Source organism: Streptomyces sp. NBC_01244 (assembly GCF_035987325.1).
GTDB lineage: Bacteria > Actinomycetota > Actinomycetes > Streptomycetales > Streptomycetaceae > Streptomyces.
Genome location: NZ_CP108488.1, coordinates 4,622,436 through 4,637,060 on the forward strand (window position 1 = coordinate 4,622,436; position 14,625 = coordinate 4,637,060).

The window sequence follows — 14,625 nt, forward strand, 5'->3', positions numbered from 1 at the left end:
AGCCCCCGCCCGGAAAGGTTCCGGACGGGGGCTCGGAAAAACGGGCGGCTCAGGCGAGCAGCGCCGGGATCGTGGTCTCGTGCGCGGTGCGGAGCTCGGTCAAGGGGAGGGTGAACTCGCCCTGGATCTCGATCTCCTCGCCGTCGACCACACCGATCCGGGTCGCCGGCAGGCCCCGCGCACCGCACATGTCGGTGAAGCGGAGCTCCTCGCTGCGCGGGACGGCCACGATGGCCCGGCCCGCGGACTCGGAGAACAGGAAGGTGAAGGCGTCCAGCGCCTCCGGCACCACGATCCGCGCACCGTTGCCGCCGCGCAGGCAGGACTCGGTGAGCGCCTGGATCACGCCGCCGTCGGACAGGTCGTGCGCGGCGTCGATCATGCCGTCGCGCGAGGCCGAGATCAGGATCTCCGCGAGGAGCTTCTCGCGGCCCAGGTCCACCTTGGGCGGCATGCCGCCGAGGTGCTGGTGGACCACCTCGGACCAGGCGGAACCGCCGAACTCCTCGGCGGTGTCGCCGAGCAGGTACAGCAGCTGGCCGGCCTCCGCGAACGCCATCGGCGTACGGCGGTTGACGTCGTCGATCACACCGAGGACCGCCACGACCGGGGTCGGGTGGATCGCGATGTCGCCCGTCTGGTTGTAGAGGGAGACGTTGCCGCCGGTCACCGGGGTGCCCAGCTCCAGACAGCCGTCCGCGAGACCGCGGCAGGCCTCGGCGAACTGCCACATGACGTCCGGGTCCTCGGGGGAGCCGAAGTTCAGGCAGTCGGAGATCGCGAGGGGCTTCGCGCCGGTCGCGGCCACGTTGCGGTAGGACTCGGCCAGCGCGAGCTGCGCACCCGTGTAGGGGTCGAGCTTCGCGTAACGGCCGTTGCCGTCGGTGGACATGGCGACGCCGAGGTTGGTCTCCTCGTCGATGCGGACCATGCCGGCGTCCTCGGGCTGCGAGAGCACCGTGTTGCCCTGGACGAAGCGGTCGTACTGGTCGGTGATCCAGGACTTCGAGGCCTGGTTCGGCGACGAGACCAGGGCCAGGACCTGCGCGCGCAGTTCCTCGGAGGTCTGCGGGCGGGGCAGCTTGCCGGCGTCGTCGGCCTGGAGCGCGTCCTGCCAGGAGGGACGGGCGTACGGGCGGTGGTAGGTCGGGCCCTCGTGGGCGACGGTGCCCGGGGGCACGTCCACGATGAGCTCGCCGTGCCAGTAGATCTCCAGGTGGTCGCCCTCGGTCACCTCACCGATGACGGTGGCGATGACGTCCCACTTCTCGCAGATCTCCATGAAGCGGTCCACGTACTGCGGTTCGACGATCGCGCACATGCGCTCCTGCGACTCGCTCATGAGGATTTCCTCGGGCGAGAGCGTCGCGTCGCGCAGCGGCACGGTGTCGAGGTCGACGCGCATGCCGCCGGTGCCGGCGGAGGCCAGCTCGCTCGTGGCGCAGGAGAGCCCGGCGCCGCCGAGGTCCTGGATGCCCGCGACCAGCTTCTCCTTGAAGATCTCCAGGGTGCACTCGATGAGGAGCTTCTCCTGGAAGGGGTCCCCGACCTGGACCGCCGGACGCTTGGTCGGCTTCGTGTCGTCGAAGGTCTCCGAGGCGAGGACGGAGACGCCGCCGATGCCGTCGCCGCCCGTGCGGGCGCCGTAGAGGATGACCTTGTTGCCGGGGCCGGAGGCCTTGGCGAGGTGGATGTCCTCGTGCTTCATGACGCCGATGCAGCCGGCGTTGACGAGGGGGTTGCCCTGGTAGCAGGCGTCGAAGACGACCTCGCCGCCGATGTTCGGCAGGCCGAGGCAGTTGCCGTAGCCGCCGATGCCCGCGACGACGCCCGGCAGGACGCGCTTGGTGTCGGGGTGGTCGGCCGCGCCGAAGCGCAGCGGGTCGACGACGGCGACGGGGCGGGCGCCCATGGCGAGGATGTCGCGGACGATGCCGCCGATGCCGGTGGCCGCACCCTGGTAGGGCTCGATGTAGCTCGGGTGGTTGTGCGACTCGACCTTGAAGGTGACCGCGTAACCCTGGCCGACGTCGACGACTCCGGCGTTCTCGCCGATGCCGACGAGCATGGCGTCGTTCTGCGGGACCTTCTCGCCGAACTGCTTCAGGTGGACCTTGCTGCTCTTGTACGAGCAGTGCTCGGACCACATGACGGAGTACATGGCGAGCTCGGCGCCGGTGGGACGGCGGTCGAGGATCTCGCGGATCCGGGCGTACTCGTCCTCCTTGAGGCCGAGTTCCTTCCAGGGCTGGGAGGCGTCCGGGGTCTCGGTGGCGTTCTTGACGGTGTCGAGGCTCATGCGCTGACCAGCTTCTTCAGGACCGAGGTGAAGAACGGGAGGCCGTCGGTGCGGCCCGTCCCGATCAGCGGCTCGACCGCGTGCTCGGGGTGCGGCATGAGGCCGACGACGTTGCCCGCGGCGTTGGTGATGCCGGCGATGTCGCGCAGCGAGCCGTTCGGGTTGACGTCTACGTACCGGAAGGCCACGCGCCCTTCGGCCTCCAGTTCGTCCAGCACCCGCTCGTCGGCCACGTAGCGGCCGTCCATGTTCTTGAGCGGTACGGAGATCTCCTCGCCGGCGGTGTAGTCGCCGGTCCAGGCGGTCTCCGTGTTCTCCACCCGCAGCTTCTGGTCGCGGCAGATGAAGTGCAGGTGGTTGTTGCGGAGCATCGCCCCCGGCAGCAGGTGGGCCTCGGTGAGGATCTGGAAGCCGTTGCAGATGCCGAGGACGGGCATGCCGCCCTTGGCCTGCTCGATGATGCTCTCCATCACCGGTGAGAAGCGGGAGATGGCTCCGGCGCGCAGGTAGTCCCCGTAGGAGAAGCCGCCCGCGAGGACGACCGCGTCGACCTGGTGGAGGTCCTTGTCGCGGTGCCAGAGCGATACGGGCTCGGCTCCCGCGAGGCGCACGGCGCGCAGCGAGTCACGGTCGTCGAGCGTTCCGGGGAACGTGACGACTCCGATGCGAGTGGTCACCGTCAGGCCTCGACCTTCACGGTGAAGTCTTCGATGACGGTGTTGGCGAGGAAGGTTTCGGCCATCTTGTGGATGCGGTCGAGGGCGGCCTGGTCGACCGGTCCCTCCACCTCCAGTTCGAAGCGCTTCCCCTGGCGGACGTCGGCGATCCCTTCGAAGCCCAGGCGCGGCAGTGCACGCTGCACCGCCTGGCCCTGGGGGTCGAGGATCTCCGGCTTGAGCATGACGTCGACTACGACGCGTGCCACTGGCACTCCCGATGAGGTGGTTGGTGCGAAGGCGGTTCCCTCAGCGTACCCGGCGGAAATTTCTACGCGGGTAGATTTCGCTCTTGTACGATCCTCCGGTCGTTTCCGCTTCACCAACGCTTCGCAAAATCCGCCGGAAAACCACGCACCCGGCATTGCGGCGGGACACGCGGAGATAATTAACTGGGCTTCGCAATGCAATGAGAATCGGGGTACAAAGGATTCCTCCGTTGCGCCGGCATTTTTCGGTGCACGGCGACGCCAGAAAGATGCATTCCTCCGAAACATCCACACAGGCGACATCACCGCCTCGTCCGCGCACGTCAGCGGGGAGCGGCGTCGCACGAAGGGACCGATATCCGTGGCGCAGCGCGTAGTAGTCACGATCTCCGACGACATCGATGGCGGAGATGCATCGGAAACGGTCGTCTTCGGGCTGGACGGTAAGTCGTACGAGATCGACCTCAATGTGGCCAACGCAAAGAAACTGCGGAAGAGCCTCGCCCCGTTCGTGGCCGCCGGCCGCCGGCAGGCCCGCTCCGGGAAGACCTTCAAGCACACCTCCATCGCCCCCGACCCGGCGGTCGTCCGGGCCTGGGCCCGCTCCAACCAGCTCGACGTCCCGCCCCGCGGCCGGATCCCGAAGAAGGTCTACGAGGAGTACAACGCGGCTCACTGAGAGCCGATTTGCCATCCACCCCCACCGATCCGCTAGTGTGTGGATCACGCCAAGGGGCGAGGCCGCAGGTCAGACCCCGAAGTCGTGCGGGTGTAGTTCAGTAGCAGAACATCCCCCTTCCAGGGGGAAGGCGCAGTGTGCGATCCCTGTCACCCGCTCTGCTCGCTTTACCGGCCACGGTTGTGGATCAGGTAGAGTGATGCACGCATCGCACGGCAGTTTTGTCGTGGGAAGCATGCGGACGTAGCTCAGTTGGTAGAGCACCACCTTGCCAAGGTGGATGTCGCGCGTTCGAGTCGCGTCGTCCGCTCAGTGTACGAAGGCCCCGGTCATTGACCGGGGCCTTTGTCGTATGTCCGTCCTTGTGTTCTTCTGTCCTTCCGTCCGTCCCGGGTTATCGGAGATCCATGACAGGTGTCATGGCCCGCCCGGCCCGGGGGCCGCGAGACTGGGGCCATGAAACTCAGCGGGTGGTGGAAGAACCGCAGCAGCGCGGGGAAGGTCGAGCTGTACACGCGGTGGTCGTTCCACTTCTTCGTGGCCATCGAGATCGTGTCCATCGGACTGGCCGTGCTCGGGTCGACCGCCGGCAAGGCCCCCGTGCTGGTCACGGTCACGCTCTTCCTCACGGTGTGCGCGCACTCCCTGCTCGTCGGCTTCCTCTCCTCCCGGGCGCTCGACTGGATCCTGGGCCGGCGCGAGTGCCCGGTGCGGCTCGCGGTCGCCGTCATCGCCCTGACCGCATCCACCACCGTGGGGGTCCTCGGCCTGGGGACGGCCGGCCTCACCGGCGACCCCGCAGTGGTTCCGACCCTCATCGTCGGCACGACCTGCTTCACCAGCGGCACGCTCGTCCTGTGCCTGCGCAAGGTTCGCCAGATGCGCTACGTGGCTCCGGCCACGGCCGTCTTCGTCGGCCTTGCGGCCCTCGCCTTCGGCATCTCGGCGGGCGAGTCCGCCGGTCTGGCCGTCGGGGCGCTGCTGACCAGCGCTTTCTTCTGCTTCGCCTGCGGGTTCTCCGGCTGGCTGCTCGACACCGTGTACGAGCTGGACCGGGCCCGCGAGGTCCAGGCACAGCTCGCGGTGGCCGAGGAGCGGCTGCGGTTCGGCCGGGACCTGCACGACGTGATGGGCCGCAACCTGGCGGTGATCGCCCTCAAGAGCGAGCTGGCCGTACAGCTCGCGCGGCGCGAACGCCCCGAAGCGGTCGACCAGATGATCGAGGTGCAGCGGATCGCCCGGGAGTCCCAGAAGGAGGTCCGCGACGTGGTCCGCGGCTACCGGGAGGCGAACCTCGCGGTGGAGCTGGAGGGTGCGCGCGGAGTGCTGCACGCGGCCGGGATGGACTGCCTGGTCGAGTACGAACAGGGCCGCGAACTGCCCGCCGAGGCCCAGTCGGCGCTCGGCTGGGTGGTGCGCGAGGCGACGACGAACGTGCTGCGGCACGGCGACGCCCGCAGCTGCGTGATCCGGCTGACGGCGGGCCCCTCGGGCGCGCTCACGCTGGTGGTGGAGAACGACGGGGCTCCCAAGGCCCCGGCCGGGCCGCCGGGCTCGGGCCTCGCGGGCCTGCGCGAACGGCTCGCGGTGCTGGACGGCACGCTGGAAGCCGGCCCGGTGTCCGGCGGGCGGTTCCGGCTGCGGGCGCAGATTCCCGGCCCACCGGCCGGGACGATCCGAGGACTGGAGGCGCGGGCATGAGCCCCGTACGCGTACTGCTGGCGGACGACGAGCACCTGATCCGGGGCGCGCTCGCCGCACTGCTGGGACTGGAGGACGATCTGCTGGTCGTCGCCGAGGCCGCCTCGGGGCCGGAGGCGCTCGCGATGGCGCGGGCCCACCGGCCGGACGTGGCGGTGCTGGACCTGCAGATGCCGGGGGCCGACGGTGTGAGCGTGGCCACATCCCTGCGGGCCGAACTCCCCGACTGCAAGACCATGATCGTGACCAGCCACGGCAGGCCCGGGCACCTGAAGCGGGCCCTCGCCGCGGGCGTACGGGCCTTCGCGCCGAAGACCGTCTCGGCGCAGCGGCTGGCCGAGCTGATCCGGACCGTGCACGCCGGAGGCCGTTATGTGGACCCGGAGTTGGCGGCCGACGCGATCAGCGCCGGCGACTCGCCGCTGACGGCCCGCGAGGCCGAGGTGCTGGAACTGGCGGGGGACGGGGCGCCGATCGCGGAGATCGCGGAGCGGGCTTCGCTGTCCCCGGGGACGGTCCGGAACTACCTGTCCTCGGCGGCGACGAAGCTGGGGGCCGAGAACCGGCACACGGCAGTGCGTCTCGCACGGGCCCGGGGTTGGGTATAGTAGTTCTCGCGCTAAGGCGCACCTGCGGACATAGCTCAGTTGGTAGAGCACCACCTTGCCAAGGTGGATGTCGCGCGTTCGAGTCGCGTTGTCCGCTCAGCAGTGAAGAAGCCCCGGTCCTCGGACCGGGGCTTCCTTCGTTTCCGGGGCCGCGGGAAGGGGCCCCGTTTCCGGGGCCCCTTCCCGCTCGTGGCCTCAGGACCAGGTCTGGCCGGTGAGCCGCTCGTAGGCCTCCACGTACCGGGAGCGGGTCTGCTCCACGACCTCCCGCGGGAGGGCGGGCGGCGGGAGTTCGCCCTTGGAGTCCCAGCCGGAGGCCGGGGAGGACAGCCAGTCGCGGACGTACTGCTTGTCGAAGGACGGCTGGCTGTGGCCCGGCTCCCACAGGTCGGCCGGCCAGAAGCGCGAGGAGTCCGGGGTCAGCACCTCGTCGGCGGCGACCAGGTTCCCGTCCTTGTCGAAGCCGAACTCGAACTTGGTGTCCGCCAGGATGATCCCGCGGTCGCGGGCGATGTCCCGGGCCCGGCCGTAGACGGCGAGGGTGGTCTGGCGCAGCAGGGCGGCCGTTTCGGCGCCCTGGGTGCGCGCGACCTCCTCGTAGGAGACGTTCTCGTCGTGCTCGCCGACCTCGGCCTTGGCGGCAGGGGTGAAGATCGGGCCGGGCAGCTCGGAGCCGTCGACCAGGCCCTCGGGCAGGCCCAGTCCGCAGACCGTACGGGTCTTCTCGTACTCGGCGAGGCCCGAGCCGGTCAGGTAGCCGCGGGCCACGCACTCGACGGGGACCATGTCGAGGTTCCGGCAGACCAGGGCGCGGCCGGCCCAGTCGGCGGGGGCGCCGGCGGGCAGCTCGGTGCTGATGACGTGGTTCGGGACGAGGTCCGCGAGCTGGTCGAACCACCACAGGGAGAGCTGCGTCAGGATCCGGCCCTTGTCCGGGATCTCGGTGGGCAGCACCCAGTCGGCGGCGGAGATGCGGTCGCTGGCGACCATCACCAGGTTCCCGTCCTCGTCGCGGTAGAGGTCGCGGACCTTGCCGGTGTGGAGGTGGACCAGGCCGGGCACCTGGACCGGCTCGGGCTTTTCGACGAATCCGGGCACGGAGTCTCCCTGTGGTTCTGTACGAGCGCGCGGCCCATTCTCCCGCACCTGCCCACCACCGCGGACAACGGGTCCGGTCAGTCCCTCTTGCAGATGCGGTCGAGGAGATTGGCGGTGGCCCGCTGGACCCGCTCGTCCACGTGCCCGGGGCGGTCGAGCGCCGGGGACCAGGCGAAGGTTCCGGACGCGAAGACCAGCGCGCCGCTGGGGGCCCGGTAGAGGGAGGTCTCCTGGTGGCGGCGGTGGCCGTCGCCGTCCTCGTACGGGGAGTGCGCGAGCAGGATCCGGCTCTGGTGCTCGGGGAGCTGCGTGCGCGGGAAGTACCGGTCGGCCTCGCCCGCGACCAGGCCGGGCAGCTCGTCGTTCTCGACGGCTCCGGTGGAGTCCCAGAGCCAGTGCGTGGCATTGCGCACGATGAGCGGCGCGGGCTCGGGGACCCGTCCCGCGTACTGGATGCCGAGCAGTTGCTGCTCCGGGCGGTCCACCTCGCGCCAGAGGCTGGGGCGGCCCGGGCCGCGGCGTTTTCGGCAGGTGAGGAGCCGGTCGTCGACCCCGGAGGGCGAGGGGGAGAGCTCTACTTGCCAGTACATGGTGTTGGCGGAGAGGAAGACGAGCGAGGTGCCGTGGTCGCGGGCTCGCTCGACGGTGCGGCGCATGGGGCCGGACCAGTACTCGTCGTGGCCGGGGAAGACCAGGCCGCGGTAGCGGGTGGGGTCGACGCGGCCGGCGTGCAGGTCGCGGGCATCGGCGTAGGCCAGGTCGTAGCCGTAGCGCTCGGCCCAGCGGATGAAGTCGTAGGCGTGGCCCACGTGCAGGGGCAGGCCCGCGCCGGCGTAGGGGCGGTCGAAGGAGACGGTGATGGCGGCGTCGCTCTCGCCGAGCAGCCGGCCCTCCTCGTCCCAGGCGTGGTAGAGGCTCGCGCCCGTTCTGCCGTCCTCCGGGTAAAGATTGTAGGCCTGCCAGGTGATGTCGGGCAGCAGGAGCAGCAGATCGGCCGGGTGGTCGTCGCGCACCGTGAACGGGATGTGCGAGCGGTACCCGTCGGCGGTCGTCAGGACCGCCACATAGGCGCCGACGCTCCAGTACGAGGGGACCTGGAGCCGCCAGGAGAGCCACCAGTGGTGGCAGGAGACGGTGCGGTCCGCGGCCAGAGGTGCGGGCTGGACGATGCCGGAGAGGCGGGGGCTCGTGGTGATCTTGGAGGCGCCGTCGCCGCCGTAGTGGCCGATGCGGTAGACGTCCACGGAGAACTGCTGGGGCGGATCCACGGTGATGTGGAAGTCGATGGCCTCACCGGGCGCGACGGCTCCGGTGGAGCTGAACCCCTTGATCTGCCGGTGCACGTCGTCGGCGGTGCGGGGGCCGCCCGCGCCACGGGCGCGGGGGATCTGCTGGCCCGGCCCCGCGGCCACGGCCGGGTCCACGTACCAGGGCACGACCTGTCCGCTGTCGTCGTAGTAGAGCTCGCTCCCCCGGAACCACGGCAGGGGGCCCTGGCCGAAGGGATCGGTCACCGCGTGCGCGAGCGCACCTGACTCCCAACGCCGGATCTGCTCCGCACCCATACCGCTGCTCCCCTCCCTCGCTCCCCCGAACGCCGCGACCGGTCCCCAGCACATCACATAACGCACGCACTCCGTCACCGTTCGTCGCGAAAAGTTCAACAGGGACCCCGGCAGGGCTCAGCCCTGGGGCTCGGGGGGCCCGAGAGGCCGGAGGCCCGAGAGGCCGGAGGCCCGGGGGCCGCGGCGCGGGCTAGACCAGGCGGACCGGCTTCTCGGGACGTACGCCGACCTCCGCGAGCCAGTCCCGGAGCGGGCCGGGGTCACGGTCCTCCACGAGCGACAACACCGGTCCGGCCAGATCGGCCCGCCGCACCCCGGCGACCAGCAGGACGGGCCCGTCCAGCCAGTCCAGGCCGGGCTCACCCCCGGCGGAGTCGACGGCGGCGCAGCACACCAGCGCCACGACGTGGTCCGCCAGCAGGTCCCGCCCGCTGCGCGGAGCCTCCAGCGGGAACAGCGGCAGCGCGTCGGCCCCGCGGCCCGCGGCGGCTGCCGCCAGGGCGGGCACGGCCTCCCGCGCCAGGTCACCGCTCAGCCGGCCCGCCAGGGCGTCGGCGTCGGCGGCCGCGAGGTGGGTCAGCACCCGCTCCACCGTGGAGGCGGCGGGCACGGACGAAGCCGACAGCCCGTCCAGTGCGGCCAGCAGGCGGGCCGCCTCCGTGCGCCATTTGCGGTCGACGACCTCCTCCGGATACGCCGCCCAGTCCACCGGCGACCAGTCCGGACCGGCCTCGGCCGATCCGCCGTGGAAGAGGCGCGCGGCCAGCAGCGAGGCGGCCTCGTCCACCGCACCCGGCTGGTCCAGCAGATCGCACGCCGGGCGCTCGCCCAGCCGCGAGGTGAACCCGTCGGCCAGCCGGTCGCGGCGGGACAGCTCGGTCAGCGCGGAGACGACGCCCGCGTCCAGGTGCGCGGGCCAGCGGCCCATCCGCCAGGCGGGCAGTGCGACGCGGGTCAGCAGCCGGTCCCAGCCGGCGTAGGCCAGCCCGACCTGCTCCTGGGCGGCGATGCGCAGCGCGTAATCCACACCCTGTGCACGGTCCGAAGCCGCGGCGGCGACCCCGCGCTCCATCTCGGCGGCGTCCACCCTGCACAGCCGCAGCAGCAGCCGGGCGGGGGCGCCGATCCAGCCGAGGAAGCGTCGGCCGCCCACGTCCACGGCGGCGTCGAGGCCCCGTACGAATCCGCGCGCGTCGGCTATGTCCGGGTGCGCGGAGGGACCCGTACCCGCGACGACGGGCGCGAGGACGGCCCGCAGCTCGGCGACCCTCATCCACCACAGGAACGGCGAGCCGATCACCAGCACCGGGGCGGCGCCGGGCTCGCACTCCGGGCCACCGGCTCCGGCGGCCCCACCTGATATGTGGGTGCGGCCGCGGGCACGGCGGTGCGCCGCGTGCGTGCGGTCCTCCAGCCAGCTGTCGCAGTCGGGCGTCAGGGCTATCGCGGAGGGCGCCGGAACGTCCATCCGGTCCGCCAGGTCCCGCACGAGCCGGTAGAGATCGGGGGCGGCGGACTCCGACAGGGGCACGGTCGGGGTCATGGCGGGGCTCGCCCGCAGCACGACGGCGGCGAAGATCCCGCCGACGAGCAGGACGAACGCGGCGACGGCGCACACGGCGAGGGTCACGGCAGGCCAGGGGTCACCGGCGAGCCGGCCCGTCGTACGGGCGCTCACCAGCACCACGGCCAGCGCGGCGGGCAGCAGCCCGACGGCCAGTGCCCTGCTGCGCACACGCAGCACGGCCAAGGCACGGGAACGCGCGGACGGCGTACCCACTTCAGCGATCGAACCGGTTCCGGACACGGCCGGACCTCACCCCCTCTGCCACGCGGCGGCGTTGCTCACTCCCCCACTGTGACACCAGCCACTGACATCGCAATGCCGGTGGGCCATGTGCCGGAATGAGAGCCGGAATGCTTGCGCCGCACCATAGTTGGGGCGGAGGCGGCCGTCAGGCAGACCGGGGGACGATCACCCGATGGAATGGCTTTGGGTAAAGCTGGGTGCGTTCGAACGCGGCCGGATGCACTCGCACGCGAGCATGCGCGCGGGCCCGGCCGCACCGAGTGCGCACCGGGCCCGCTTCCGTGAAATCCCGCTGATCAGCGGTGTTCAGCGCTGTTGCGAGGCCTTCGCCGCGATGTCCGTGCGGTACTGCGAGCCGTCGAGCCCGATCCGCGCGACCGCCTTATACGCCCTGTCCCGGGCCTCCGCCAGATCGGAACCGGTCGCCGTCACCGACAGCACGCGTCCGCCCGCGCTGACGACCGCGTCGCCCTCGCTGCGGGTCCCGGCGTGCAGGACGTACGCGTGCGGGGCGTCCAGCTCGGCGACCTCGGCCAGACCCGTGATGGGGTCCCCGGTGCGCGGGGTCTCCGGGTAGTTGTGGGAGGCGATGACCACGGTGACGGCCGCGTCCTCGCGCCAGCTGAGCGGGGGCAGGACGTCCAGGGTGCCGTTGGCGGAACCCAGCAGCACGCTCGCGAGCGGGGTGCGCAGCCGGGCCAGGACCACCTGGGTCTCGGGGTCGCCGAAACGGGCGTTGAACTCGATGACCCGCACCCCGCGCGAGGTGATCGCGAGGCCCGCGTAGAGCAGCCCGGAGAAGGGGGTCCCGCGGTGGCGCAGCTCGTCCACGGTGGGCTGCAGGACGGAGGCCATGACCTCGTCGACCAGCTTCGGGTCGGCCCAGGGGAGGGGCGAGTACGCGCCCATGCCGCCGGTGTTGGGGCCCGCGTCGCCGTCGAGCGCGCGCTTGAAGTCCTGCGCGGGCTGGAGCGGCAGCACGGTGACGCCGTCGGTGATGGCGAAGAGGGAGACCTCGGGGCCGTCGAGGAACTCCTCGATGACCACCCGGTCGCAGCGCAGCGCGTGGGCGCGGGCGGCGGCCCGGTCGTCGGTGACCACGACGCCCTTGCCGGCGGCGAGGCCGTCGTCCTTGACCACGTACGGGGCGCCGAAGGCGTCGAGGGCCTCGTCCACCTCTTCCGGGGTGGTGCACACGTAGCTGCGGGCCGTCGGGACGCCGGCGGCGGCCATCACGTCCTTGGCGAAGGCCTTGGAACCCTCCAGCTGCGCGGCTTCGCCGGACGGGCCGAAGACGGGGATGCCGACCGCGCGCACGGCGTCGGCGACCCCGGCGACGAGCGGGGCCTCCGGGCCGACCACGACCAGGTCGGCGCGGAGCTCGGTGGCGAGGCGGGCGACGGCTTCGCCGTCGAGCGGGTCGACGGGGCGGAGCTCGGCCACCTCGGCGATGCCCGCGTTGCCGGGAGCGCAGTACAGCGCGTTGACGTCGGAATCGAGGGACAGAGAGCGGCACAGGGCATGTTCGCGGGCGCCGCCGCCGATGACGAGGACCTTCACGCGATGAAGACTAGCCCGCGTTCCCGGGTGCCCTTCGTGCGGGCACCCAAGTCGGACCCGCTATTCGTTCGTATATTCCTCTACAACGGTGGCCCCGAGCTCGCGCACGATCAGGTCGTGTCCGCTCAGTGCGGTGTCGACGAGGTCGGGGTCGTCGGCCTCCGCGATGTCGTCCTCGGGGGCGACCGGCGGGGGCGCCTGGTGGGTCGGCGGCTGGTGCTGCTGGGACTGCTGCTGTTGGTACGACTGCTGCGGCTGCTGGGACTGCTGCGGTTGCTGCTGGTACGGCTGCTGCTGCGACTGCTGCGACTGCTGCGGGGCCTGCTGGGCCGGCGGCTGGTTGTAGGCGGGCGCGGGCGGAGCGCCGTAGGAGGACGCGGATACGGGGGCCATGGGCTGGGCGCCCCCGCCGACCACGGCCTCGATCTTCCAGCTGACCTGGAACTGCTCGGCGAGCACCGCCTTGAGGACGTCCTCGCTGCCGCTGCTCGCGAAGTTGTCGCGGGCCCCGGCGTTGGGGAAGCCGAGCTGGAGGGTGGTGCCGTCGAAGCCGGCGACCTGGGCGTTCTGGCTGAGCAGGATCCAGGTGAAGCGGCGGCGGTTCTTGACGGCGTCCAGGACGGCCGGCCACATGGCCTGGATCTGCCCGGCGCCGGCGGCCATGCCGGGTGCCGGGGCGGCGGGCGCCGCCGGGGCCGAGGCCTGGGCGGCCTGGGCGGGGGCCGCCGGGGGAGCAGTGGGGGCTGCCGGGGCGCCGGGGGTGGCGGCGCCGGGCCAGGCACCCGCGGCGGGGGCGGCGGGCGCCGCCTGCGCGGGAGCGGGAGCCGCGGGGGCCCCGGGGGTGGCCGCGCCGGGCCAGGCACCGGGGGCGCCGCCGCCGGGCTGCGCGGCACCGGGCCAGGCGCCGGGGGCGGAGGCCGGGGCCGCGGGGGCCGCCGGCTCGGGCGGCGCCACCGGGGCCGGAGCGGGGGCCTGGTGCACCGGGGCCTGGTGGACGGGGGCCTGCTGCGTCGGAGCCTGCTGCACGGGGGGCCGTACCGTCGCGGGGGCCATGGCGTGGGCCTCCGGCCCGGGGACGTAGCCCATGGCGGGGGCCGGGGCGAAGGCAGCGGCGGCGGAGGCCGCACCGCCGCGCTCCAGCCGGTCGAGCCGCGCCTGCACGGAACGCTCGTCGTCGAAGGCGGCGGGCAGCAGCACGCGGGCGCAGATCAGCTCCAGCTGCAGCCGGGGCGAGGTGGCTCCGCGCATCTCGGTGAGCCCCGTGTTGACCAGGTCGGCGGCCCGCGACAGCTCGGCGGCCCCGAAGACGGAGGCCTGGGCCTGCATCCGCTCGACCACGTCGGCGGGGGCGTCGATGAGCCCCTTCTCCCGGGCGTCGGGCACGGCGGCCAGGATCACCAGGTCGCGCAGCCGCTCCAGCAGGTCGGCGACGAAGCGGCGCGGGTCGTTGCCGCCCTCCACCACCCGGTCGACGATCTCGAAGGCGGCGGCCCCGTCCCCGGCGGCGAAGGCGTCCACGACGGCGTCGAGGAGGGTGCCGTCGGTGTACCCGAGGAGCGAGGTGGCCATGGCGTACGTCACACCCTGCTCGGTGGCGCCGGCCAGGAGCTGGTCCATGACGGACATGGAGTCACGGACGGAGCCGGCGCCCGCGCGCACGACGAGCGGCAGCACCCCCTCCTCCACGTGGGCGCCCTCGCGGCCGCAGACCTCGCCGAGGTAGTCCCGCAGGGTGCCGGGGGGCACGAGCCGGAAGGGGTAGTGGTGCGTCCGGGACCGGATGGTGCCGATGACCTTCTCGGGCTCGGTCGTGGCGAAGATGAACTTGAGGTGCTCCGGCGGCTCCTCGACCACCTTCAGCAGGGCGTTGAAGCCCGCCGGGGTGACCATGTGCGCCTCGTCGATGATGTAGATCTTGTACCGGCTGGAGGCGGGCCCGAAGAAGGCCTTCTCGCGCAGGTCACGGGCGTCGTCCACACCACCGTGCGAGGCCGCGTCGATCTCGATGACGTCGATGGATCCCGGCCCGTTGCGCGCGAGGTCCTTGCAGGACTGGCACTCCCCGCAGGGGGTGGGCGTGGGGCCTTGCTCACAGTTCAGGCAGCGGGCGAGGATGCGCGCGCTGGTGGTCTTGCCGCAGCCTCGCGGCCCACTGAACAGGTACGCGTGATTGACCCGGTTGTTGCGCAGCGCCTGCATCAGCGGGTCAGTGACATGCTCCTGACCGATGACCTCGGCGAACGACTCGGGGCGGTAGCGGCGGTACAGCGCAAGGGACGACACGTCTACGAGGTTATCCGGGCCCACCGACAACGGCGGCCCGCAGACCCGCCCGGTCCACCGTGGTCCGCGCGCGGTCCTGCGTCTGCGGTCCTGCTCA

General features: G+C 72.0%; 11 protein-coding genes and 3 tRNA genes. 6 read left to right on the plus strand and 8 right to left on the minus strand.

What is annotated here, in order from left to right:
* Positions 1-49: 49 nt before the first annotated feature.
* The 3 genes from purL to purS are packed head-to-tail and all read right to left on the minus strand — an operon-like array spanning position 50 to position 3,230.
* Complete coding sequence (gene purL / locus OG247_RS20720) at positions 50-2,299, minus strand: phosphoribosylformylglycinamidine synthase subunit PurL (protein WP_327253647.1); 2,250 nt, start codon at positions 2,297-2,299, stop codon at positions 50-52.
* Entirely contained in the window at positions 2,296-2,976 is a 681-nt protein-coding gene (gene purQ, locus OG247_RS20725) for a phosphoribosylformylglycinamidine synthase subunit PurQ (protein ID WP_243341167.1), read from the minus strand. The genes purL and purQ overlap by 4 nt, the downstream gene beginning before the upstream one ends.
* Positions 2,977-2,978: 2 nt before the next feature.
* Positions 2,979-3,230, minus strand: a complete 252-nt coding sequence (gene purS / locus OG247_RS20730; protein ID WP_008740952.1) for a phosphoribosylformylglycinamidine synthase subunit PurS — start codon at positions 3,228-3,230, stop codon at positions 2,979-2,981.
* 355 nt (positions 3,231-3,585) lie between these two features.
* On the opposite strand from purS, the gene OG247_RS20735 reads away from it, so the two are divergent.
* The 6 genes from OG247_RS20735 to OG247_RS20760 all read left to right on the plus strand — a co-directional run bounded on the left by OG247_RS20735 (position 3,586) and on the right by OG247_RS20760 (position 6,309).
* Positions 3,586-3,903 carry a histone-like nucleoid-structuring protein Lsr2 gene (locus OG247_RS20735; protein ID WP_266879001.1) on the plus strand — a complete coding sequence of 106 codons (318 nt, stop codon included), beginning with the start codon at positions 3,586-3,588 and terminating at the stop codon, positions 3,901-3,903.
* A gap of 86 nt (positions 3,904-3,989) precedes the next feature.
* Positions 3,990-4,061: transfer RNA gene (locus tag OG247_RS20740), tRNA-Gly, on the plus strand.
* 79 nt (positions 4,062-4,140) lie between these two features.
* Positions 4,141-4,213 (plus strand) — tRNA-Gly (locus OG247_RS20745).
* A gap of 146 nt (positions 4,214-4,359) precedes the next feature.
* Complete coding sequence (locus OG247_RS20750) at positions 4,360-5,604, plus strand: sensor histidine kinase (RefSeq protein WP_327253648.1); 1,245 nt, start codon at positions 4,360-4,362, stop codon at positions 5,602-5,604.
* Positions 5,601-6,212 carry a response regulator transcription factor gene (locus tag OG247_RS20755; RefSeq protein WP_266907114.1) on the plus strand — a complete coding sequence of 204 codons (612 nt, stop codon included), beginning with the start codon at positions 5,601-5,603 and terminating at the stop codon, positions 6,210-6,212. Before OG247_RS20750 ends, OG247_RS20755 begins: the two co-directional genes overlap by 4 nt.
* A gap of 24 nt (positions 6,213-6,236) precedes the next feature.
* A tRNA-Gly gene (locus OG247_RS20760) sits at positions 6,237-6,309 on the plus strand.
* Between the two features lie 98 nt (positions 6,310-6,407).
* Here OG247_RS20760 and OG247_RS20765 read toward each other — a convergent pair.
* The 5 genes from OG247_RS20765 to OG247_RS20785 all read right to left on the minus strand — a co-directional run bounded on the left by OG247_RS20765 (position 6,408) and on the right by OG247_RS20785 (position 14,528).
* Positions 6,408-7,310, minus strand: coding sequence for a phosphoribosylaminoimidazolesuccinocarboxamide synthase (locus OG247_RS20765; RefSeq protein ID WP_327253649.1), 903 nt, complete (start codon positions 7,308-7,310; stop codon positions 6,408-6,410).
* Positions 7,311-7,387: 77 nt separating this feature from the next.
* Positions 7,388-8,875: a N,N-dimethylformamidase beta subunit family domain-containing protein gene (locus tag OG247_RS20770; RefSeq protein ID WP_327253650.1), complete on the minus strand. Its 1,488-nt coding sequence runs from the start codon at positions 8,873-8,875 to the stop codon at positions 7,388-7,390.
* A 190-nt stretch (positions 8,876-9,065) separates the two neighbouring features.
* On the minus strand, positions 9,066-10,682 hold the full coding sequence (locus tag OG247_RS20775) for a hypothetical protein (protein WP_327253651.1): 1,617 nt from the start codon (positions 10,680-10,682) through the stop codon (positions 9,066-9,068).
* Between the two features lie 309 nt (positions 10,683-10,991).
* Positions 10,992-12,245, minus strand: coding sequence for a phosphoribosylamine--glycine ligase (purD, locus tag OG247_RS20780; RefSeq protein ID WP_327253652.1), 1,254 nt, complete (start codon positions 12,243-12,245; stop codon positions 10,992-10,994).
* A 60-nt stretch (positions 12,246-12,305) separates the two neighbouring features.
* Positions 12,306-14,528 carry a DNA polymerase III subunit gamma and tau gene (locus OG247_RS20785; protein WP_327253653.1) on the minus strand — a complete coding sequence of 741 codons (2,223 nt, stop codon included), beginning with the start codon at positions 14,526-14,528 and terminating at the stop codon, positions 12,306-12,308.
* Positions 14,529-14,625: the final 97 nt, after the last annotated feature.